The organism is Bacillus alkalisoli (assembly GCF_002797415.1).
GTDB lineage: Bacteria > Bacillota > Bacilli > Bacillales > Bacillaceae_I > Bacillus_CD > Bacillus_CD alkalisoli.
The window spans coordinates 1,937,064-1,960,404 of sequence record NZ_KZ454944.1 but is presented as its reverse complement, the minus strand read 5'-3'; the positions used below and the strand labels follow the sequence as shown (position 1 = coordinate 1,960,404).

24 protein-coding genes, 1 pseudogene and 1 riboswitch are annotated in these 23,341 nt (G+C 36.4%); of the genes and pseudogenes, 2 read left to right on the top strand and 23 right to left on the bottom strand.

Going from position 1 to position 23,341, the window contains the following annotated elements:
- Positions 1-11 precede the first annotated feature (11 nt).
- From CDZ89_RS09670 to CDZ89_RS09620, 12 genes and pseudogenes are all read right to left on the bottom strand, one after another.
- Entirely contained in the window at positions 12-1,343 is a 1,332-nt protein-coding gene (locus tag CDZ89_RS09670; protein ID WP_100333623.1) for an acetylornithine deacetylase, read from the bottom strand.
- Positions 1,344-1,560: 217 nt separating this feature from the next.
- A riboswitch (TPP riboswitch) is annotated at positions 1,561-1,661 on the bottom strand.
- A gap of 150 nt (positions 1,662-1,811) precedes the next feature.
- On the bottom strand, positions 1,812-2,669 hold the full coding sequence (locus CDZ89_RS09665) for a manganese catalase family protein (RefSeq protein ID WP_096154214.1): 858 nt from the start codon (positions 2,667-2,669) through the stop codon (positions 1,812-1,814).
- 244 nt (positions 2,670-2,913) lie between these two features.
- Positions 2,914-3,480, bottom strand: coding sequence for a GrpB family protein (locus tag CDZ89_RS09660; protein WP_100334293.1), 567 nt, complete (start codon positions 3,478-3,480; stop codon positions 2,914-2,916).
- Between the two features lie 395 nt (positions 3,481-3,875).
- Positions 3,876-3,968: a putative holin-like toxin gene (locus CDZ89_RS20510; protein ID WP_227521485.1), complete on the bottom strand. Its 93-nt coding sequence runs from the start codon at positions 3,966-3,968 to the stop codon at positions 3,876-3,878.
- 191 nt (positions 3,969-4,159) lie between these two features.
- Positions 4,160-4,927 carry an alpha/beta hydrolase gene (locus CDZ89_RS09655; RefSeq protein WP_100333622.1) on the bottom strand — a complete coding sequence of 256 codons (768 nt, stop codon included), beginning with the start codon at positions 4,925-4,927 and terminating at the stop codon, positions 4,160-4,162.
- Between the two features lie 80 nt (positions 4,928-5,007).
- Positions 5,008-5,137, bottom strand: a pseudogene (locus tag CDZ89_RS20170) (MFS transporter); the annotation flags it as partial.
- A 98-nt stretch (positions 5,138-5,235) separates the two neighbouring features.
- Positions 5,236-5,538, bottom strand: a complete 303-nt coding sequence (locus tag CDZ89_RS09645) for a hypothetical protein (protein ID WP_096154209.1) — start codon at positions 5,536-5,538, stop codon at positions 5,236-5,238.
- Positions 5,539-6,278: 740 nt separating this feature from the next.
- Entirely contained in the window at positions 6,279-6,437 is a 159-nt protein-coding gene (locus CDZ89_RS09640; protein WP_096154208.1) for a transcription initiation factor TFIIIB, read from the bottom strand.
- Positions 6,438-6,582: 145 nt separating this feature from the next.
- Positions 6,583-7,524 (bottom strand): hypothetical protein, encoded by a 942-nt coding sequence (locus CDZ89_RS09635; protein WP_100333621.1) that lies wholly within the window; start codon positions 7,522-7,524, stop codon positions 6,583-6,585.
- Positions 7,525-7,865: 341 nt separating this feature from the next.
- Entirely contained in the window at positions 7,866-8,231 is a 366-nt protein-coding gene (locus tag CDZ89_RS09630) for a hypothetical protein (protein ID WP_100333620.1), read from the bottom strand.
- A gap of 152 nt (positions 8,232-8,383) precedes the next feature.
- Complete coding sequence (locus tag CDZ89_RS09625) at positions 8,384-9,643, bottom strand: MFS transporter (RefSeq protein ID WP_096154202.1); 1,260 nt, start codon at positions 9,641-9,643, stop codon at positions 8,384-8,386.
- Positions 9,644-9,889: 246 nt separating this feature from the next.
- Positions 9,890-10,243, bottom strand: coding sequence for a hypothetical protein (locus tag CDZ89_RS09620; RefSeq protein WP_227521484.1), 354 nt, complete (start codon positions 10,241-10,243; stop codon positions 9,890-9,892).
- 225 nt (positions 10,244-10,468) lie between these two features.
- Between CDZ89_RS09620 and CDZ89_RS09615 the strand changes: the two genes are divergently transcribed.
- Entirely contained in the window at positions 10,469-10,885 is a 417-nt protein-coding gene (locus CDZ89_RS09615; protein ID WP_096154200.1) for a DUF1284 domain-containing protein, read from the top strand.
- A 54-nt stretch (positions 10,886-10,939) separates the two neighbouring features.
- On the opposite strand, the gene CDZ89_RS09610 is transcribed toward CDZ89_RS09615, so the two are convergent.
- Both CDZ89_RS09610 and CDZ89_RS09605 read right to left on the bottom strand, forming a co-directional pair.
- Positions 10,940-12,010, bottom strand: a complete 1,071-nt coding sequence (locus CDZ89_RS09610) for a GGDEF domain-containing protein (RefSeq protein WP_227521483.1) — start codon at positions 12,008-12,010, stop codon at positions 10,940-10,942.
- Between the two features lie 578 nt (positions 12,011-12,588).
- Positions 12,589-15,126: a CsxC family protein gene (locus CDZ89_RS09605; RefSeq protein WP_227521482.1), complete on the bottom strand. Its 2,538-nt coding sequence runs from the start codon at positions 15,124-15,126 to the stop codon at positions 12,589-12,591.
- Positions 15,127-15,472: 346 nt separating this feature from the next.
- On the opposite strand from CDZ89_RS09605, the gene CDZ89_RS09600 reads away from it, so the two are divergent.
- Entirely contained in the window at positions 15,473-16,573 is a 1,101-nt protein-coding gene (locus CDZ89_RS09600; RefSeq protein ID WP_100334292.1) for a tetratricopeptide repeat-containing glycosyltransferase family 2 protein, read from the top strand.
- Positions 16,574-17,118: 545 nt separating this feature from the next.
- On the opposite strand, the gene CDZ89_RS09595 is transcribed toward CDZ89_RS09600, so the two are convergent.
- The 9 genes from CDZ89_RS09595 to CDZ89_RS09550 form a co-directional block, all read right to left on the bottom strand.
- Complete coding sequence (locus tag CDZ89_RS09595; RefSeq protein WP_100333618.1) at positions 17,119-17,607, bottom strand: immunoglobulin-like domain-containing protein; 489 nt, start codon at positions 17,605-17,607, stop codon at positions 17,119-17,121.
- A 104-nt stretch (positions 17,608-17,711) separates the two neighbouring features.
- A complete protein-coding gene (locus CDZ89_RS09590; RefSeq protein ID WP_096154195.1) occupies positions 17,712-18,365 on the bottom strand; it encodes a hypothetical protein in 654 nt (217 codons plus the stop codon).
- 114 nt (positions 18,366-18,479) lie between these two features.
- Positions 18,480-18,992, bottom strand: coding sequence for a GNAT family N-acetyltransferase (locus tag CDZ89_RS09585; protein ID WP_100334291.1), 513 nt, complete (start codon positions 18,990-18,992; stop codon positions 18,480-18,482).
- Between the two features lie 359 nt (positions 18,993-19,351).
- Positions 19,352-19,534 (bottom strand): hypothetical protein, encoded by a 183-nt coding sequence (locus CDZ89_RS09575; RefSeq protein WP_096154193.1) that lies wholly within the window; start codon positions 19,532-19,534, stop codon positions 19,352-19,354.
- 65 nt (positions 19,535-19,599) lie between these two features.
- A complete protein-coding gene (locus CDZ89_RS09570; RefSeq protein ID WP_100333616.1) occupies positions 19,600-19,803 on the bottom strand; it encodes a hypothetical protein in 204 nt (67 codons plus the stop codon).
- A gap of 8 nt (positions 19,804-19,811) precedes the next feature.
- On the bottom strand, positions 19,812-20,258 hold the full coding sequence (locus tag CDZ89_RS09565) for a hypothetical protein (RefSeq protein ID WP_096154190.1): 447 nt from the start codon (positions 20,256-20,258) through the stop codon (positions 19,812-19,814).
- A gap of 226 nt (positions 20,259-20,484) precedes the next feature.
- Complete coding sequence (locus CDZ89_RS09560) at positions 20,485-21,450, bottom strand: SDR family NAD(P)-dependent oxidoreductase (protein ID WP_096154188.1); 966 nt, start codon at positions 21,448-21,450, stop codon at positions 20,485-20,487.
- A gap of 28 nt (positions 21,451-21,478) precedes the next feature.
- A complete protein-coding gene (locus tag CDZ89_RS09555; RefSeq protein WP_096154186.1) occupies positions 21,479-22,060 on the bottom strand; it encodes a TetR/AcrR family transcriptional regulator in 582 nt (193 codons plus the stop codon).
- Positions 22,061-22,405: 345 nt separating this feature from the next.
- The gene (locus CDZ89_RS09550) at positions 22,406-22,957 is read right to left on the bottom strand and encodes a nucleoside/nucleotide kinase family protein (RefSeq protein ID WP_100333615.1); all 552 of its coding nucleotides are present in this window, start codon (positions 22,955-22,957) and stop codon (positions 22,406-22,408) included.
- Positions 22,958-23,341: the final 384 nt, after the last annotated feature.

Genomic DNA, 23,341 nt, shown 5'->3' with positions numbered 1-23,341 from the left:
CATCTCCTAAACTATTTTTTTGTATGACTCCATTCATAGATAAACTGCAAAAGAACCTTCGTATAATCAACTAATTGTTGAATGGAAACTTGTTCATTAATGGAGTGAGCATGTTTTAATTCGCCAGGACCATAAATCGCTGCTGGAATGCCGGCATCGCCAAACCAACCTCCATCCGTGACCGTTGGAGAAACACTTAAAACAAGCTGTTCTTTTAACGTTGTTTCATGACAACCTAACAATAATTGAACCGCCTTATGTTCAGGATCTACTTCTAAAGAAGGAAAAATCTCACCACGATCTTCTATCATAGAAGAGCCTCCCCATTCAAACTTTGGCGGATTTTCTCTTAACCACGGGTCTGCCTTAGCAACATGATGTATGTGTTCTTCTATCTCTTTTGCTACTTGCTCATATGTTTCATTTGGGTAAAAGTGAACCGTTAGCCATAAACGGCATTCATCGGCTATGAATGCGGCATGCCTACCACCTTCAATCACGGCTGGATTGATTGTATTTGTTCCCGGCTCATATCCTGGGTAGCTTTTCATAACAGACCAATGTCTTTCTAACTCTTGCAACCCTTGCATAACTTTCATCATTTTCTCAATGGCGCTTGCACCAAATAACTTTCCACCTGCATGAATCATATTTTTTCTTGTCGCGTCATGATGTGTTTGCTTACTTTTCACAGTTACCCAACCAGTAATGACTCCACCTTGACCTTGCACTTGTAGATTACTAGTATCGACGACAAGCGCAAAGTCTGCCGTGTAACCTCTTTTGCAACATTGTAAAGTTCCCGCTTCTCCTACTTCTTCTCCGATAACAGACTGAAACGTCAGATCTCCTGGTAATTCAATCCCCGCTTCATGCAAAAGCTGAATCGCGAATAAAGCTCCTGCAAGTCCGCCTTTCATATCGGCTGCACCTCTGCCTATTACCACTCCATCTCTTACGATAGGAGTAAACGGATCTGTTTCCCACTCTTCTGACTCATCTACCTCCGCAACGTCTACATGACCGTTAATAATGAGGCTTTTATATTGGTCTGAATTTGTTCCTTTTAACACTCCGACTACATTCGGGTCACCTGGGTACACGTCCCATGTATCAATGGCAAAACCTTTTTCTTGTAAAAATCCAGCAATAAAACGCTGAGCTTCCGATGTATTTCTTGCTGGTGGTGCCGGAGTTTCGTACTGAATGAGTTTACAAAGCAAGTCCACTAATTCGTCCTGTCGCTCCTCTACAAGTTGGATAAGTTCATCTACATTATGCTTCAATGTATTACCTCCTTTTTCTTTTGGCTCTGTTAAGCACCGCTGTTGATTTCCGCGCATATCTCCGCTTTCCGCGGGCGGGCCGGGAGCCTCCTCGGCTTCGCCTGCGGGGTCTCCCCCTCCCCGCTTCTCCCGCAGGAGTCTCCGACATGCGCTTCAATCACAGCTAGATACTATTAAAAAACGACAATAGCCTTTAACATAATCTTACTTTTGAATCAATTAAAAAAACCACTTCTGCATAAAGAAGTGGTTTGGGTTTTAAAAAGACAGTACTATCCCTGTTACTCCACTTCCCTTCGCTAGCATTACCTAGAGCAGGTTCAAGGGTTAAGACAATAGTCTCTCTCAGCTTAAAAAGCACCCCTAGTGTTGAAAAATATTCTATTATACTTAAACTTTAGCAAATTATGTTAGCGATTACAAGTGAGAACTGGGAAGTGAGAAATGGGGACGGGGTTTCTTTCACATTTCTGGCCAATTGAGCCTTACCATGTGAAGGAAACCCCGTCCCAAAATTAGCACTATTTAATTATTTAAATCATAAAGGCCTGGAGCATGTTCGTTAGGCATATCAGGCATTTCTGGTACAGGATATCCATTTGGTGGTGCAATGACTGATAAATTCCCACCATTTCTGCTCGGAGTTGTACCTTGGAATATTTCGCCCATTCTCGTCTCATCTAATCGGAAATTGAATTGGGCATTATGGAAGCCCATTTCCACATATTTGCGACATTCTGGATATTTGTTTATATCATAATTTGGGACCGGAAAAAGTTTGCCCCAGTCTACACCTAATGTTTCTAGAGCTTTTGCAAAAGCATTTTGGTGGGCATTATCTCGAACAATTAAGAACGCGATCGTTTCTCTTAATGTTTTATTATCGCTCATTTCGTAAATCCTTGATTTTTGAAGAACACCAGTGGATTCAAGTACGACGTTATTTAGTAAGTTTGCAACAAGATTTCCATGATCATATACCCATGATCCATTCCATGGGTTGCCGCCCGCATCAACAGGTAGCGAAGCTTTAGCTCCAATAATATAATGATGTGGGTTTGCACCCGCTTGGATTACATCATCTAAAGGAGCACCATCAGAAGCTTGATTACCTGGCATATCTCCACCGGTATCATTTAAAAGCTGGTTAATCGTCGACTGAACGAGTTCAACATGACTGAGTTCTTCTAAAAACACCCCTCGAATAAGGTCCCGATATTGTTTCTCTTTCCCTCTGAAATTGGCGCTTTGGAACGAGAACTGCATCAGTGTTCTCATTTCACCAAATTGACCACCAAGGGCTTCCTGAAGTACTTTGGCCGCATGAGGATCTGGTTTATCTGGCACAATCATATTAATCAAGTCTTCTCTGTAAAAATACATGAAAATCCCACCTTCTAATTTATTCCTATTTAGGATGCCAGTTAACAAAAGGAATATTCTGAAATGGGGTTCTAATCTAAATTAAAATTCTTGGTGCCAAATCGGGACGGGGTTTATTTCACATTTGTTTGTGGCCTGTATAGCCTTATCATGTGAAGTAAACCCCGTCCCCAATTTCATATTAATTCTTTTAATAATCTACTATCTTTAACACTATATCTAGTCTTCAAGTTCCTTTTCAATTTTAATCATTGTTCCCATTATTGGGTTGAGTTAGCACACATTGGATAAATTCCGTTTTCTCTTTCGTGTATGCTTCACGATCATTGCAGTATTTCTTAGCTAATTCTCTTTTCAAACTAGCGTATTGATCAGTAAATTGCTTATTGTTTCGTAATAGGTCGCGGAATAATAATTGTACATCCCAACGTTTTTCGTATTCAAGTATTATATGTAAATGAGCTACTCGTTTGTCGTTTAAAACTTTCACAAAAAATCGTTGCCATGAACGACCGTCCAGTTCAGGAGGTACATAATTCCAGTTATGTTGAGCTAGAAGCAAAGAAATTTCGTTTATTAGTTGAAATGAATCTATTTTAGCCATAAGATCTATTACTGGCTTTGCTGGTAGATTAGGAATAGCCGTGCTACCATAATGCTCCACTTCTGTAACTCCGAATCGTGAGAGATGTTTGAGGAGTAGTGCTTTTTCTTGTCTACCTTTTTCTTCCCACATTGGATCCGGATCGACTATATGTATTTTTTCTTTAGCCCAAACTGGCCAAGTACTTTGATCATGTATAACTTTCATTTCACTCACTCTCCACATTTTTTCCTGTGTGGTGTAACTCCGGACACTAAAAGTAACATTCATTTAATACTCCATAATATACCTCATCTATATTCTTTCCTTTCATGGTCTATTAATATCTCTTCTTGTTAATTTCATTGCCTTCCTCTCCTTTATGTGGTGTTTGCTCCACAGTACTTTTTTAGCAGGTAGAGCAGTTGAGTTTAGTGGTCTGAATTACTTCTTTGTTTTCAACTCTTTGAATATCAGTTATAATATAGATATAATTTCATATAATAAAAAAGACCAACCAGTGCTTCAACACTAGTCGGTCAAGCAATAGTCGCAGGTCCCTTCAAGGGGGCGGCAACTTTTGTGTGGAACCCACTCTGTTGCCGGCAAAGCTCAAGAGTGGGTTATTTTCTGTCTAAATAAGAGATGATAGACACAATCAAACTTGCAAATGAAATCATTAGCACAAGTGTTTGAAATGTCGATATCACTCGCATCACCCCCTTTCTTACTTGGGGTAATGCCGACCACCCTTGAGTTTCCCTGAATAACTATTACGAGAATATTGTAACACAAAAGGAACGTTTGTTCTATTTAATTAGAATATAAAACTCGTGCTATATTTTCTTTTTCTATTCCGAATGAAAATAAGTAGTTCTTTCCTCCGAACTATACATGATACTCTTCTCTAAGTTGATCTTTTTGTTTCTTCTATCATGTCTAGAATTACTTCTTTTACTAACTTAGGCTTTTCGCAATGAATAAAATGCCCGGAATCTTCTATGATGATTTGTTTTCCCTTTGTAGATTTGTTGGCTATTTTCGTATGTAGATTTGACCAAATTTCTTGGACACATTTAATAGTTTCAACTGATAGATTACCTTTATGGAAGGTTCCTCTAGTAATGACATACACTGGAACAGTTATAACTTCTTGTTGAGTTTGAGAAAGCTGCTTGATACTTTCATTAATATGTATTAACTCATTATAGGCTGTTTTGTATGCACTTTTTCTATAACCAACTTCTTTGGCTGACTTTATCTTACTCTCGGGTAGATTGACGTATCCCATAGGCATTTTTAGTAATCTTAAAATACCAAATGGAGCTAAGTAATTCGCGAGTCGAATCATTCCTTTTTCCTTATCTAGCTTTGCTTTATATTCTAATGGTAGAGTATGTATTTCTTCTGGAGTAGGATCTACCAGGACTAAACCAATAACTTCATTAGGGTATTTTGCCTGATAAAGTCGCATGTTTATTGCTCCAAAAGAGTGTCCTACTAAAATATATGGTGGGGGAATTTCGGCTTTCGTCAGTAACTCTCGTAATTCCTCTACCATTTCGCCACTTGTTCTTGTTTGTTCCGTAGATTCACTCCATCCATATCCTGCTCGATCATAAGCAAATACCTTCGCTTCACTAGATAACTCTTCTTGAATCCAACTCCAATCCAAACATGTTCCACCAAGGTCGCTATTAAAAAAATGCCTTCCTCCATCCCGAAGTCAATTAAGTTTGAAAATGGGACGGTCTATACTAGAAACCCAAGGCTACCCGTCATGGCTGTTATCCCTATTAGTCGGGTAAATTTCCTTCGCATTAAACCATTGACTCAAAATCAACACCATATTAACCCAAATAGTCGCATCTCCCGTGCCGATTAAATATTCTAGTATGCGAAATGGGGACGGGGTTTACTTCACATTTTCGGCCTGTAGAGCCTTATCATGTGAAATAAACCCCGTCCCCAATTTATCCTGAATTAAATAAAAAAAGGATAACTTGCCAGACAAGCGATAAGAGTTATGCAAGATGCAATAAAAAAAGGATTTAGCGAGCTCATTACTTTCTCGGTATTGGATGGAACATAAGCACCATTCGTATTTATCGCAACATTTGCTTCTCCAAAATTAGTAGCACCACCACCATATGTAATAAAACAAGCGATAATACTAGTGATGAAAGCTACATTACTAAAACGATATTCAAAATAAGTAGAAACTCCAAGTATGAAAGCAAGCAAAATTACAATTGTTAAGAAAAACAAGAGGAAAAACTTTTTCATATAGTTACAACTCCTTTTGAAAATTCCTTTTTAATCTACGAGTTAGCTTTAAGAATTATTTTTGCATGTCTATGGGTACTTTTCTGGCCGCTATCTATACTTTTTTGAACTCTATTGGTACTTTTTTGACCTCTATCTATACTTTCCTCTCCTATGGCTACTTTTTGCAGCTCTATGGATACTTTTTTGAACTCTATCTATACTTTTTGAGAGTCTATCGGTACTTTTTGGACCTCTATCTATACTTTTCTCTCCTATGGCTACTTTTTGCAGCTCTATGGATACTTTTTTGAACTCTATCTATACTTTTTGAGAGTCTATCGGCACTTTTTTGACCTCTATCTATACTTTCCTCTCCTATGGCTACTTTTTGCAGCTCTATGGCTACTTTTTTGAACTCTATCTATACTTTTTGAGAGTCTATCGGTACCTTTTTGTTCTCTATCTATAATAATTCCACAAGAATCATTACCATTATGTTCCTCAATCATTAAGTCAATATCAGAAAATTCATCCGTATATCCTACAACTCCAGAACCTAACTGGATGATGCCTTCTACTAGACTAGAAGATTCTAATCTTTTAATCGTACGATGAAAATACGTGTTTGCTCGGAACTATAATTAAGAAATCATGATAATTCTCTCCAGTAGACTTTTTGGTTAAGATTGAGAAAATTCCCCTCACACTTTACTAAATAGAACCGAACAAAGATGAACCACTCGCTAACTATGAATCGTTCACTTAAACTTCTCTGGATTTGATACATAGCTTTCAATAATAAAACCGCAACCTGTACAAAGTAAGTATTCTACATTTGAACCGAAACTAAGTTTACCAATTGGAGATATGACAGCATAGCAGCTATGTTTTCCTTTTCCTAATTCGTTTCCACCCAAGGTTTACGTCCACCGCCCGCAACTTCCGAACGTCCTTTTACTTTGTGAGTTCCTTGACACTTTGGACATTCCGTTTCCTTATAGTTATTTTTCATTATAACTCCTCCATTGTTGTTGTCATTCTGCCGGTATAAAATACAATGCTTTATTTCTTATTTTCCACTATATTTAAACGCTCTTGTATAATAATTTGTAGTTCATTTGCTAAGCTATCTTTTTGATTTGTTATATCGTTCAATACTTTAGTTACACTTCCTAACGTACTTTGTGTTTGGCTATAGGATTCATTTATTTTACCATGCACTATCCAGTCGACAATAAAGCTATCAAAGAAATAGTCAACAAATGTAAGCATGCCGCCAATTTCTACGTTTGCTTCATAATGAGTTTTAATATCTAGCAACTCTTCTTGGAACTGACGTAATTTACTTTGAGCAGAATGAATATAATGCTTCGCATCATCAAAATTACTATGCTTCATGGCGGTTGTAATAAGACCACCACCGAACATATCAACCGTAGACCAGTTTTTTGCAGCTTGAAGAGAACTTAATGCCATATTCAGCGTATTAACCGCTTGCCTTCCTGCAGCGATTGCCTCACCATATTCTTTTAACGCACCCGTTAAGTTAGCTTCTTTTTCGGCAATGTCGTAAAGCTTTTCACTCCAAATAGATTCTTCATCGTGTATAAGTCTTTCTTTTTCTTGAAGAACTTGTTGGTACTCCTCATTTACTCTCGATACAGAGAACAACTTTTTCTGGAATTCTACCATTTCTTGTTCCATATCTCTAAGTGTTTCTACAGACTCAGAGTACTTTAATTTAGCTGCTAGAACTTCTTGTTGCTCTTTATCAAGCTTTGCTAGTTTTCTACCAGTAATAGTGTAAAAAATATTCGTGAGTGTAAATGTTTCTAGACGTGTGACATCTTCTTTTTCTTTTTCTAATTGAGATCTAAGCTTATATCTATTTTGCTCTTCTTTTTTTATGTAACTATGTAGCCTATCTATATGATCTTCATATTTTGTTTTTAACCGCATTTTTTCTTTTACTTCTATTAGTCGTTCATTTAATTGTGTGAACATGCTGTTCTCCCCTTTATTATTCGTTTCTTTCAATATGTGAATGTGAATCAACTTCATAAATACGGTTCGTTTATTGAAAAAAAAGAATTATTTTCTTTATGAACTTTTACTATGTTCGTGTATTACACCGTTTTTCAATAATATATAAGTTAAATAATTCGTTTTTCGTATAGTATTCATACATTGTAAAACGGAGTCTGTAGTAATACGAGATTATAATAATAAAAGTTTCAAAATATAGGAAAATAGGGAGAATATTTTAGATTATTTTAGTGAAGTTTGACGTGGTAAAAGAAAAATTAAAAAAGAGTGCATTCGTAAGGTACGAAGGCACTTCCTGTTTAAAGGCGTAACAATTTAATTGTCCTTCTGATAATTAATAGTAGATAAATAGTGAATACATAAAACGTGAAACCTATTATATAACTAACCGCTTGATTCGTTGGTATTATTTTAGGCTGTATTCCATGAGCAACATTGTATAATTCCGTTTGAATATGGGACCACCATATAACCAATATTGTTATTAAAAACAATAACAATGCAAAAACCGCTTTTTTATGAAAAGTAGTAAGAATAAAACTATTTTTCATAGCAACAGTAAAACTTTTAGATGCAGATTGTACAAAATCTTTATGTATTTCATTTCGCATTGGTGTTAAAAAATAGATCATTAATCCACCTAAGATAATGGCTAATACTAACATCCTCTATTCTCCCCTATACAGTATTGGCTTCATTTTTAACTTCCTCCAAAAATGAGTTAAAAAGAGTATTCCCTAAAAATAATTCATTCCCTTCCATTCCCACCTTTTCTGCACAAAAAAACGTACATAATCAAAAATTCACCTTCAAGCTTCTAATCGACACTCTTCAAATTAATATTACCTTCTAATCGCTTCTCTTGGACCATTAATATTCCAATCAAGCCTATTATGGAAAAAATAACAGGGGTAAAGAACCCATAGTAATATCCATTAATCGTACTACCTGATACAACTTGAAAGTGATCTAATATTTTCCCAAAAATAGTCGGTAACAAGACAGCACTTAAGAAACCTCCCGTATTCGCGAAGCCAGAAACAATACCAGCTTCTTTAATCGGGAATGTTTGACGAACGGCAGCAAAAGTTAATGCATTAGCTCCATAAGCTAATCCTATAATAAAGAAAAGCACTGTTAACATGTTAGAAGGTGGACTTCCATTAAAGTAAACGAATACAGACCAACAACATACAAGGACGACGTGTACGAAAATATATGGTCGCTTTATTTCATTAAACCTGCTAGATAGATAACTTGCTAGTGGTGCTCCAATTAACGCTCCAATAAGACCTACCATCATTAGGTGACTCGCCTCAGCCAGTGTCATACCGAACACAGTCATTCCATAAGGAACTCCCCAAGAGCTAATAAACCCTACATATGTTCCGACAATTCCGAAGTGACATAGAAATAATGCCCATGCTTGCCTTGTTGAAAAGATCCGTTGAAGCAAGGCGGTTGGCTTCTCAGGCATTTTTTCTACTTTTATGAAAAAAGTGTGGTTTGGTATTTTTATTAATACAAGATAAAGAGCAATGGCACATGCACAAAGTAATACACCGGTTAAGAAAAATGCCGGTCTCCACCCAAACAAGTCAATCACAAAAGCAAAAGGAACTGTCGCTAACAAAAAACCAAGACTTCCTGTCATCGCTGTAACACCTATTAGTTTTGTAAATTCTCTCGCTGTAAACCATTGGCCTAAAATTAGCACCATATTGACCCAAATAGTAGCATCTCCAACTCCAATCAAAATCCGTGCAAAAAACAAAATAGATTCCTGTGTCCCAATGCTATAAATGATAGTTCCTACACCGGTCAAACTCGCACCAATAATGAGGAAAAAGTTTGGCCCATACCGGTCTGCCATAAATCCCATTGGTATTTGCAACCCTGTATAAACAAAAAACTGTATGCTTGCAAGTAATCCTATTGTTGTTGCCGTCACATTAAACCCGAGCATAATTTGGTCTGTTATTAAACCAGGAGCTGTACGCTGGCTCGAAATGATAACATATGTAAACAATACAGAAGCAAAGACAACCCATCTAAACGGACTAGTTTGTTTATCCACCGACATCTACCCCTGATACGCTTTTATTCATGTATATGGGTATTAGTCGTAGGAAGGAACACTTTTTTAAAATTTATGTGAAATTAACCCCGTCCCCGTTTCACACATTCTTACATTTTAATAGAAAAAGACAATTTCCTCCTTTTGTAATAGAGAAAATTGCCTTTTACTTATTTATTCGCATTAAGATGTTATTTCTAGTAGTTGCAAACGCTCTTGTTTCGTAACATTAAGCTCTTCATTCAGCTATTTTGTTTTTAATATATAAATTTCTTTCTCGAGTCTATTCATCTTATCAGTAATAAAATCAACATCAGTGATTCTAGCTTCGGCTGTAAGTTCAAACTGATTATCTATTCCTTCTAACATCGAATCAACAGAATCAAATCTGATATGCATCTCGGACCTTAATTCATTCATATCAACTTTTAAATCATTAACTTCTACTTTTAATTCATTGACATCTACTTTTAATTCATGAACATCTACTTTTAAATCTTGAAAATCTGTTCTTAATCCTTTTAATTCTTCGATATCGTTGCTCATTTTTGTCATCTGTTTACTCATGTCCGTAAGTATTTCAAGAATTTGCTTGTCCATTTTATCACCTCACCTTCTTCCATTATTATAATAGAACTTAGAACTATGGTGAAAAAACACTACCTAATTATTTCTCGGTAGTTAAAAAGAGTAGCAAAGAGACTGCGTTTAAACTGATTTTCCATCCAATTTTAGGAACAATTATGTTATGATGTAAACAGAAAAATGTTAACCGAAGGAGCATTATAGTTTACTTTTAATCAGTAACATTTCAGGGGGATACATATGTATAGGTTACGAGGCCATCATCTTTTTTGCCTGTTAGGATATCGAGGCATGGGATACTCAAAAGAGTACGTAGAAAATATGACAAACATACATCAAACACTTAGAAATAACCCTGATACATGGATACAAATTGTTAAAGGTCCTGATCATTTATGTGAGAAATATCCAAATACAGGTGAATATCATTGCCAGGACAAAAATATTTATGAGCGCGATGCAGCGATACTAGAAAAAATGAACATTCGCATTGGACAAATATTAAAATGGAAACATGTTGAATCTGCTATAAGAAAACATGTCATCCCCTCTGATATTGGCACAGTCTGTGAAACTTGCTCATGGAGGTCGTATGGTGTCTGCGAAGAGGGAGTCGAAGAAATAATAGCTGGTAAGGGGTTAAGAGTGGTGAAATAAAGGTTTAGAGGTCATGAGTTATTTGCATAAATCCTGACCTCTAAAATATATACCTCATCCGACATTTGAGTATACGATTTGGTTTCTTCCTCGATGCTTCGCTTCATATAGAAGCTTATCTACTTTTTCTACTAATTGATCTGGCTTTTCGCCATTTTGTTTACAGCTTCCGAAACTCATCGTGACAGAAAAGGATTCACCGCCATCACAATAAAAAAGATGACTAGCAACAGCTTCTTTAATAGTAACTAAAAGATTGTCTACTTCTTTTTTTCTATTCATATGAAGAATAATGGCAAACTCTTCTCCCCCATAGCGAAAAACTTTCCCTTGTTTTGCTGGGATAATAGACGAGATCATTTCTCCGATTTGGCGTAATACTTTATCTCCCGTTACATGTCCGTGTTGATCGTTAATAGATTTGAACCTATCGATATCGGTTAAAACTAGGTAAAAATCTGAGCCGTTTTCTAAGTCCTTACGTAAATTTTCTTGAAATGAACGGTGATTTAATAGATTGGTAAGATAATCGCGATTTGCCACTTCTGCTAACTCGTTCTTTTCTGAATGTTGCTTCCGTTCTCTTGAAACGATAATTCCACCTAACCCCCCAACTAAGAACAAAAAGAGAACTTGGCAAAAATAAACTACTAAATTACTTAACGTATATACATCTGAGACTTGCATATAAAAGATGATAGAGTAGAAGGTACAAAATAAAGTTGCAGCTATTAATCCACCGACGATTCTCCAATAAACAGCAATATGTAAAAGAATTAAATATGCCACTGGTAAAAGTGGACTTTCAATCCCACCAGTTAACGGGATAAGGGCAGAAAAGGCAATAAAGTCAAAGAATGGCCCTCCCTTTGTCATGAATGTATACATCGTTGAACCTTCAGGTGACTTATGTAAGTAATAATCGGAAACGCCCATATATAATATTCCAAAAACAACTAAAGCAACAAACAAGTAAAACTTTAAAGGATCTGGGTTTTGAGTATATCGTACGGTAAAGACGACAGTAGACAATAGTAAAAAAACCCATCGTAGAGAAGAAAAAATAATTTCTAGGCCATGGTATGACAGGTAAGCATTCTTTAACAAAGGTTTCAATTCTTTCACATCCAGTTGATAGTTTTCACTTTACTCCATTATATAACAAAAGTAAGAGAATTAACTATTTTTTAAAAGAAATGTTTTAATATTCCATTAAATTATATTCAAGGGAATCAATTTCATAATTATGATTCGTTTAATGAAAAAAGGAGGACTTAAGGAGCAAAAAAACGACAAACTAAATATCATAACCCTTGGTACAAAAGACAATGTAAAATCTCATATGTTTTTTAAAAATATACACCATAAATTGTCTTAAAAAATAGGGTAATCGTGAGTGAAAGGAGAGGATTACAATTATTCGGCAAAAGAACTTTTAGATGAAATCAAGTATAGTAATGATGAAAGTACATACACATGTGTACTTTCTTTTTAAATTGTAAATAAAAAATCAATTGCATCCTCAATTTCTTGTGGTACATAAAATTGAGGGGCGATTGATTGAAAGTTGTTCGGATATACAAATTATTGAAATCCGTTAATACCCTATGAACCACAGGTTTGTTCTCCAAATAAACCTCTCTATCGCCCGTCATGCTTAATGAAATCTTAATAAAAATTCACACTGATTTTATGATAGTTCCTTATCCATCCAATTTTTTTATGACAATTGAAGCATTTACGTTTGTTTGTGTGCCTCCAGCTAAAGTCTGAAGGGTAACAGCTGCCGAAGAGGTATGATTTCGAAGGGTAATTACATCTCCAGCTGATACGGCGATTATAGCCTGACCGTTATTTTGCTGAGTTCCTGCACCTGATCCATAGACCGTTCCTGCTACAGGTGCACCATTTAAAAATAATGCGAATTGGTTTGGTTCTACACCCGACACAGAGAAAGTAACCTCATAGATTCCCGGAGTGGTAACTAAAATTTCTGAGGTTCCAGGGGCATGCGTAATTCCAGGTGTAATTATTCCATTTGAATCAAAAATGACGTCAGCCTCTATAGGCACAACCTGAGCACCGAGATTGTAAATGTATGCATATTCGGATAATCCACCTGCTGCTCCTGTCGCTCCTGTTGCTCCCGTTGCTCCTGTGGCTCCCGTTTCACCTGTTGCTCCGGTTGCCCCAGCTTCTCCGGTTGCTCCTGTGGCTCCTGTGGCTCCCGCTTCTCCGGTTGCTCCTGTTGCTCCAGTTGCTCCGGTTGCTCCTGTTTCACCTGTTGCACCTGTTGCCCCAGTTGCTCCTGTTTCACCTGTTGCACCTGTTGCTCCCGTTTCACCTGTTGCTCCCGTTGCTCCTGTTTCACCTGTTGCACCTGTTGCCCCAGTTGCTCCTGTTTCACCTGTTGCACCTGTTGCTCCCGTTTCACCTGTTGCTCCCGTTGCTCCTGTTTCACCTGTTGCTCCGGTTGCTCCTGTTTCACCTGTTGCTCCGGTTGCTCCTGTGGCTCCCGTTTCACCTGTTGCTCCGGTTGCCCCAGCTTCTCCGGTTGCTCCTGTGGCTCCTGTGGCTCCAGCTTCTCCGGTTGCTCCTGTGGCTCCAGCTTCTCCCGTTGCTCCGGTTGCTCCCGCTTCTCCGGTTGCTCCGGTTGCTCCTGTTTCACCTGTTGCACCTGTTGCCCCAGTTGCTCCTGTTTCACCTGTTGCACCTGTTGCTCCCGTTGCTCCTGTTGCTCCCGTTTCACCTGTTGCTCCCGTTGCTCCTGTTTCACCTGTTGCTCCGGTTGCTCCAGTTGCTCCCGTTTCACCTGTTTCACCAGTTGCTCCGGTTGCTCCCGTTGCTCCGGTTGCTCCCGTTTCACCTGTTGCTCCGGTTGCTCCTGTTGCTCCCGTTTCACCTGTTTCACCAGTTGCTCCCGTTGCTCCCGTTGCTCCCGTTTCACCTGTTGCTCCGGTTTCACCTGTTGCTCCGGTTGCTCCGGTTGCTCCCGTTTCACCTGTTTCACCTGTTGCTCCAGTTGCTCCGGTCGCTCCCGTTGCTCCTGTTTCACCTGTTGCTCCAGTTGCTCCTGTTTCACCTGTTGCTCCAGTTGCTCCAGTTGCTCCGGTTGCTCCTGTTTCACCTGTTGCACCTGTTGCTCCCGTTTCACCTGTTGCTCCCGTTGCTCCTGTTTCACCTGTTTCACCAGTTGCTCCCGTTTCACCAGTTGCTCCCGTTGCTCCTGTTTCACCTGTTGCTCCGGTTGCTCCTGTTTCACCTGTTGCTCCGGTTGCTCCAGTTGCTCCGGTTGCTCCCGTTTCACCTGTTTCACCAGTTGCTCCGGTTGCTCCCGTTGCTCCTGTTGCTCCTGTGGCTCCCGTTGCTCCTGTGGCTCCCGTTGCTCCTGGGGCTCCCGTTGCTCCTGTGGCTCCCGTTGCTCCTGGGGCTCCCGTTGCTCCTGTGGCTCCCGTTGCTCCTGTGGCTCCCGTTGCTCCTGTGGCTCCCGTTGCACCTGTCCCACCAGTAGTTTGTTGTTTTTGCAGGACTTTAAGTTGGAGGTCTAAAATCATTTTCTCTGAAAGCTGAGTAAACACGCCTTCTCCTATTGCAGTTATACCCGATGCACCAGGTATCGGGACACGATTCAAAGCTTCATCCCACTCGGTGATATCAGCTCTGAGCAGTTCACAGAAAACCTGTTCATTGAAAAATTCAGTACTCTGCTGATGAAATTGCGAAATATCTGTTGACAGCAATTGATCTTTTTCAGGAAAGCCAGTACCAAGAGGTCTAGACACTAAGAAGTCAAACTCATCACGACTATTTAGGAAAGGTCCGACTGGTGGATTTAGAAAACTAGAATTGTCAATTGACACAGTGCAGTTGAAAGGAACATCAACAGTAAAAGATTTCATAGTTGAATCTAATCCAATCGTGTTGCCAACAATTGGATTCGCAGCGTATTGAATATTTTTCCGTACATATCCAGCAAGAAATAACTGACTTGTATTACCAATTCCAGGTTGGAGTAGACGACAATGCGTAACATTTACTCTTTTTTTAATAGTTTTAATTTCTAAAACGTCTTGCCCTTCTGGGAAATCAATTTTTGCATGCATCGGTATTTTTACAGAAATTTCAGTTAAAACAACAGGGACTTTTACCAATGTTGGCGCGGAAACAGGGCTAGGAGTAATAACGGTTGCCTCACAATGACCTATGGTCGCTGAGGCTTGTTTACAAGGTTTTGATGACATTAAATTTTCACCTCTTTCATTTGATACTATTAAGTTATGTAAAAAAAAGTATAAATCTTGTGCGCTTGCCAAAGTCTAGTAAAAAATAGTAGATTCAAACGTTTGACCACCATTTCTAATTACATCTTAATATCACAGTAAAGATCATCTTTACAGAAAATATGTGAGAACGATATTTCCAAAATTGTTCTTTAGTAGAAAGTATTCGTACTACTAAATTCTGAATAGTCGTAGTTTGAATAATATCAAACACTTCCATTTTTTAATGCTATTAGATCTGATTCCTATGGCTTAGCACCTTTTTCTAAAGGAATTAATATGATACATAGGAGGCGAAAAAATGAATATAAATTATCCAATAACTATCAGTCTTTGTATGATTGTAAAAAATGAGGAGAGAGTAATTGAAAGGTGTTTGTCATCTGTAAAAACTATTGTAGATGAAATTGTTATTGTTGATACTGGATCTACTGACCGTACAAAGGAAATTGTAAAGACATTTACAAATTATATTTATGATTATAAATGGATCGATGATTTTTCTGATGCGCGAAATTTTTCGTTTTCTAAAGCAACAAAGGATTATATTTTATGGCTTGATGCAGATGATATTATTACTGAAGAAAACAGAGAAAAGTTTTTACTGTTAAAACAAAATCTCTCATTTGATGTAGACGCTATTTCCATGGCGTACCATCTTACATTTGATAATGAAGGAAAGCCAAATTTTAGTTCAAGGCGAAACCGTCTTATTAAACGCGAGAAGCAATTCAAATGGTATGGAATCGTACATGAATATCTAGAAGTAAGCGGCAATATCCTTGATTCTGATGTGGCAATAGTCCATAAAAAAGAGAGTGCCCATAGCGATCGAAACTTGCGCATTTATGAAAAAGCAATAGAGGACGGTAAACAGTTTTCTCCAAGGGATAAGTATTATTACGCGAACGAATGCATGGATCATAATATGTATGAGAAAGCCATTACATGGTACCAAGCATTTTTGGACGAAGGAAATGGGTGGATAGAAGATAATATTGAAGCTTGTGGAAAAATGGCAGATTGTTATATACACTTACAAAAATGGCCTGATGCAATTAACAGTTGTCTGAGATCTTATAACTATGACGCACCTCGGGGTGAAAACTGTTGTCGATTAGGATTCATATACTTGCAGCAGAATCATATAAAACAAGCGATTTCTTGGTATGAGCTAGCAACTGTACTAAAAATCCCAGAAACTAAAAGCCCTTTTATTAATCGTGCTTGCTATACATGGCTCCCCCATTTACAACTGTGTCTCTGTTATAGTATTTTAGGTGATTATAATAAAGCTCAAAAACATAATGACCTCGCAGCTTCATTTGTTCCACATAACCCCAAAGTCCAACATAATCAAAATTTCCTTAGTTCCATTCTTAAAAGAGGCAAAGAGAAAGACGATTAATATTTTGTTCAATTATCTTTAGCCACTGTCCCTTCACCGTTCAACATTCAAAAGAAGCAAAAGAAGCAAAGGGACGCAGCTTTTGCTTCTTTTGCTTACTTAGAAATCACACTTTTTAATACTTCATATCGAATATATTTACCTTCACAAAGCATTCTCCTTCCTTCACTTAGAATTCTCGAGAATATATTCCCAGTTTTTTCACTACACTGTTTCAATAGTAAAACAAATATGAACGCTTTTTTATATACATATGGTTAATGGCAATGTAGTAATGTTGACAGAACAATATCTAGCCAAAATAATAATGTGAAGTGGTAGACTAAACGGAGGAAAAGGAGGCGATAGCGGAACAGTGCTATCGCTCTCTTTTATGAGGTCATGTTTTCCTCTGTCATATTCTATAAGAGATATTGCTTCTTAAACAATCCTGCTTCGATATAAATAACTTCCACATGAAAAACGTTAACCCTTATTAGATTAACGCTCATCGTTACTATAAATACTATATTTCACATGCTAAGTTACATACTAATTTTCTTTGGTTAGTTCACTTTAAACTCCGCTGTCAAAAGGTACTTATCATAGTCCCCTGATTTTCTAAAATCATCAATATCTTTCACTATACGGTATTCACCGATATCCAGACTTCCATAAAGCCATTCCCAATCGATTGGCAATTCCTTAACATCTGAAGAAGGCAAGTTATAACCAATACTATTGAACCCGTATTCTCCCTCTAAGGCAACAGGGACTTGATACCATTTACCTTCGATTTTCTTTTCCAACATAAAATATGCACCATACATAAAATCCTTGTCAGAATTATTCTCGAATATTACAGTTAATCCAGTAGAGGATACCGTTCCTTCCTTTGCGATCATAGAAACTCCTTCAATGTTGTTGACAGTTTCATATATTGTAGGTTCCCAGTCTGTTCCTTCAGTTGATTGGCCATTACTAGAACTTCCGCATCCTGGTAAAAGTGTTAAACTTATTGCTATACAGAATAGCAAACACAAATATCTTTTCATAAAATCTCCCCTTTTTCATATTAGAAGTATAATGCCAAATTTAGTTTCTTTATGATGCAATACTGCTGACTTTTTGTAAGTAATCCCGTATCTATATTCCTCCGTTAGTTTTCTCCATTTATTTTTTCTGACATTCTCAAGTCATTCTCCGCCAGTTTATATTTTCCCATATTTTTATATGCAGTGGCTCTTGCCTTGTAGGCTCTTGCAATACCTGAAGTGTTTTGAATTTGGGTGAGTAATTCAATAGCTTTACTAGAATAGTTTAAAATCTGTTCATTGCTACTAGCTATCATTCCTTTGTTTCCTAAATCGGACATGATAATCCAATACCAGCCCAATCCTTGTTTATGCTCCACAGAATTCTCCGCTTCAAAATGTTTTTTCGCTTCCAATAACAACTGTAACCCTTCTTCTATTTCTCTATTGGAAAGGAGATTTACACCTGTTGAAAATAAACTTTGGGCATAGGAGATTGAATTTCCTGAAAGTTTAGCACTCTCTATTTCTTTTTGATTAGCTTCGTTTGCTTCTTCTTTTCTACCCAGCTGGCGTAGCATACCAGCTTGACGTAAATAGCATTGAGCTAACAGTTTATGAACTTTTGTAGATTCCACTTCGGTATGCTCCATCATTTTAATAACTTCTTTTTCCACTTCATTATACTGTTCTAATGCCAATTCATATTTTCCTAATTGCTCGAACAAAATTAAAGCTTTCTCTAATTTTCCCTCTAAAATATGTAAGGAGTTTGCCATTTTATCACCCCATAAGACGAGTATTTTATATTCCTTTAAACATTGTTTTCAAAACTAGTAATGTTAAACTCTATCATTCTTAAATTGAATATGAACTATGTCTTTTTTACTACCCTAAACCCAATCATTTACTCTGATTTTCCAAATCATATGATCATACCCTTTACCCCAATAACCCTTTAACCAGTAATCAGGTTCTCCAAATTTCTTTTTCCATATTTTTTGTGCATTTATATATCCACTATCTAAACAAAATTCACCTATTCCTTTATTCTGTAAAGTAGAGTACATTTTATTCAATAGCAAATTCCCTACGCCCAACCTTTGGTAGTCAGGTAGAATAAAAACTGTCCCTACCTCCAATAGCTCTTTGAAATTATTGTTTGTACAATCACAAATGAGTTCGCTTGCTGGTCCAAATTCAATGGTACCAATTATTTTATCAACATCTAAAGCTATTAAAAAAAAGCGTTTTTCACCGTTGCTTTCAAAATCACTTTCTAAGTAACTCTCTTTTACGTTTATTTCATTCTTAATATCATCCAACTTTTCTCCAATGCCTTCTTTATTAAATGTATCTATAATTACAATCTTAAAAAATTCTTTTAATTGTTTAATTTCCTCCATTCTAGGTCTTCTTATCTGTATATTGATTACCAAAACACCTCCAAATTCTTATATTATCCATTGTATTAACACAAATGATAGCTCATTCGAATTGAAATCCTTCGTTACATCAACTGAAATCCGAAAGGGAATGAGAGTAATGCTATGCTTCTTATCATTAAAGATAACAAAATCCAGTTTTTGGAGAGGCGTTAGGTCACCGTCTTCCACTTCCGTACCCATGAAGGCAACGCTCGATAAGTTAGTCAATGCAGATATAAATTGTATGCTAGGTATTTTTCTGCAATTTTCCAAAATAATTACTTTCAAGTTACCCAATTTATTTAAAGATTCTATGTTTATAAGTTTTTTGCAGCTTTCTATTCTAACTTCTTCCAAGCTTTGTGAATGTTAAAATCCACATGGTCTTTTTGATAGTAGAGTTCGTTTATTTGAATTTTTTTGACATTATTTGTACGAATGTAATTGATATAGTCTTGTAAGTTTTCTTCTTCCATAACAATTCTATCTCCATTGTATTTCCGTATGCGTTTTAGCGCCATTACTATAGAGAACCTCCTCAAGTGATAGGAGCAAAGGTATCGCCCTCGCTCCTACCAATACTTTCTTATAGTAATTCTATTACCTCTTTCCAATTTCTAGATTGAGATTCAACAGTAAATACATGATCAGACTCCCATTTTGCTTTTACTAGAAAAGAAGAATAAACAAATGGTGATGGCAATGTTTCTACTATCTTTCTTTCAAGAAGCAAATATCCGTTTTTATCATAGATAGCGCAGGTCATTTGAAAAGATTTAATATCCTCCATACATCTCACTACTGAAAGCTTATCTTTTTTTGATTTTTTTGTGGTGTTCCCTTTAATAGAAACTCTCTTTTAAAGCCTACTTTCTCTGAATTTAAAAGGGCAATTTCCAAATCGCCTTTATCCCAATTTTTATAAGTAAATACTTCTTCAAAAATTTCACCAAAAATACTTCGAAACTCTTTTCTTTTGAGATCATCTTCCTTGATCGATAAAAATTTGTTTGGATCATAAGGAACGTCGATATCCCAAAAACCATCTATCACCTCATAAAATTTGAACGTATCAATATTACTTATGCAATTTATATTAATTTGACTAATGTTTTCTTTCGACTTATCTTTAAACAAAAAATAAGCAAAAATAGCAGTTGCAGCTGAAAGTTGAGATTCGAAGTCTTCTTCGATACTATTTCTTTTTTTTCGAGAATTGGTACCATCATAGAATCGTATATCCAATTAAATTTCTCCCTCTATATGTATATTTCTGAGTTTTTATATACACGCTACCATAAATCCTTTCTATTACTTCTTCCTTTTTATTTTAACATCTTTTTCCAACTTATGTTATAAAAAACATCCTATAATTGCTATAACGGGTTCGGTTCAGGAAGAGAAAATCAAAACGCTGCAATTATTAAAAAAATAAGATTGCAGCGTTTCTTTTAGCCTATCTAGCTTATATTCATAATACTTCCTGATTACTCGGATTCGACTCTGTTAGGTCTTTGCATAACTCCCATACTTTACTTCTAATTTCTTTATTCTCTGCATAGGCCGGATACTTACTTGTGCCTACTACTTGTTTAATTTGTTTTAAAAAACCCTGTGATTCTGCTAAGGCGGGTTTCATCACATCTAATTTATCGTTGAATAGTTTGCCAGTTTTATCTTTAAATCTATCAGATGTACATATTTCATAATAGTTATTTGCCATATAGCTAGGTTGGCGGAAAAATAAATTTTGTACCGAAGCAACCATTCTATAACCAGGTGTAACTTTCTTTAATGTTTCCTTTGACATTTTTGCACCGTTAATCTGCAAGGCATTTACTTTGATTCCTTCACTCTCATACTCCTCAGCCATTTTAAATGTAAGCATCATCAATGCCATTTTGGATTGACAATACATTTTATAAACAGTAAAATTTTCACTACTTTTATACTCCCCAGTTACGTTATCAAAATCAATTTCTCTTTTAGGCTCAAAAAAGTGCTTAATAATGTTACTGCCTGCATTTAGGATTCTTGCATCATCCGACTTTTTTAGGTGATCCAATAGCAAATTCGTTAGTAAATACGGACCGACTACATTTGTCGCGAAAGTCAATTCAATCCCTTCTGGAGTAAGAGTATGCTTAGCCCCATGATTAAAATAAGCTGCATTGTGAATTAAGATGTCTAATTTTTCATACTTACTTTTAAATTCATCGGCAAATTGATACATTGATTCGAAAGAAGATACATCTAATTTCATAAGCTCAACTTGAGTATTATTTGTAGACGTAACTATCTCTTCTTGAGATTTTCGGCTAACCTCGATATTGCGACAAGCCATAATAACTGTATAACCTTCTTTAGCAAATTGCTTAGCAGCAGCCTTTCCAATCCCCGAATTTGCACCAGTAATGACAACAATACGATTTTTCATTTTACTCCCCCACTCCTAATTAAAATAATTACCCTAATTGCCCATTCTTGCGTAAACGCGCAGCCGCAATAACATCTTCTGCCGTGCTGTCTAGAAGCTCTACCACCTTATTATCGTTAAACTCTTTCGGAAGCAATCCATTAGCAACCATTATGGATAGGCCCCCTTGAAAAATTCTCATCTTCAATAAAATATTCATCAGCTCGTCATCTGTAAACCCTTCATGGTGAAGGCTCTCTTTCATTAGCGAAACAAGGTCATTACCTATCTCTTGGTTATAGTCCTTTATATACTCGTTCTGTTTCATCATTAAGTCGATAAAAAGGACACTATATTCCCTTGCAAACCGCAAACTAGCAATACCTATATCACGAAATAGGTCTCCACTATTTTGTTCTAGAACCATTTGTTGATTTACATCAATAGTTCTTTTTACGACCTCCCGGATGAGTTCTTCTACATCATTGAAGTTTACGTAAATCGGAGCAATTGAACTTCCTAATTTGTCAGCAACTTTTCTTATTGTTATTTTATCTAGCCCTTCTGTTTTTGCTATTTCAAATGCTGCATCTATAATTTGTTCTTTGGAAAACTTCTTTTTCGGTGGCATAGTAATCCCCTTTTCACTTACATACCGTGTACATGATTATATATATCATGCGTTATATAACAAACGATATACAACATCCACTTGTCTAGTCAAGACTATTTTTTCAAAAATAAAAAAAGTTACACTCTCGATCAGTTTTGATTAATATAGTTTTTTTCCACAGCCAAAAAGACATTGCTTGGAATACCAAACAATGTCTTTTTTACTTATAAACAATATCCCATACGGCATTAGCACTCCAAGCTAACACAACTTGCAGCAAAAATTTATGTTATAAACGAAACGGATAAGTTCACTTTTTCAGTTGCAATCTTTTTTCAAGGATAGCGATGGATGCTGAAAACATTATAAACCTCTATCTCTTATTTCTTTGATGATAAGTTCAACAATTCGACCTGTAGGTAATGTTCCGTCAATAACTGTATCTGCATTAGGTTTTATTTTGTACTCCATTTCTAGATATGCTGTTCTTCCATATTGCAAATAAAAATGTAAATCGTTATGGACTTCGCTAATTTGGCTATCTGTGTGATCTCTAAGTATTCTTCTGGCCATTGCTACATCTAAAGGAGTGTCGATAAAAATAGATAGGTCAATGTGATTTTTCATTTTATCGTTCATATAGGAAAACGGATAATCCAGCAATATGTAGGAAGGTACTTCTTTAGAGACTTTTAACGATTCAATATCTGATATTATTGGATCTAAGTTCCAAAGGTTGTAATTTGCTCCCTGATTCACCCACTGTATAAGGTCATCAGGTGCCTGTTCAAATTCATAATCATCAAAAAACAATGCTTGTGTTTCTTGTAACATGGAATTCAATTTTTTAGTTATTGTAGTTTTTCCTCCACCAGAAAAAGCCGAAATGGAAATAATTTTTGGTTTAATACTAATTCGTAAAAGCCCCTATCTTCATAATTAAATGTCACAGCTGTTAAGGATTTACGTTTTCTATTTCTTAACAACCCAAAAGATAACGAACCCTAACCCCAGTAAAATGATGCCTAAATGTATAAACCAATAATCAATAAAAAATTCCCATTGAAGCTTCTGTATTTCTTTAAGTCTTTCAAAATAACCCATTTGTTCACTCTCCACTTTACCTAGTTAATGTCTATACTTATCGTTATTAAGTTGAACATAAAAATGATTCACCCTAGTATATTACTTTTAGTAGTAAACATCCTCTCACCCTGTTTCTGTTATTTGTACGAATAAACTCCGAAAAAGTTCCCTCAACTATTTAAGCTTTTTTTCTATTGAAACGACAGACAAGAT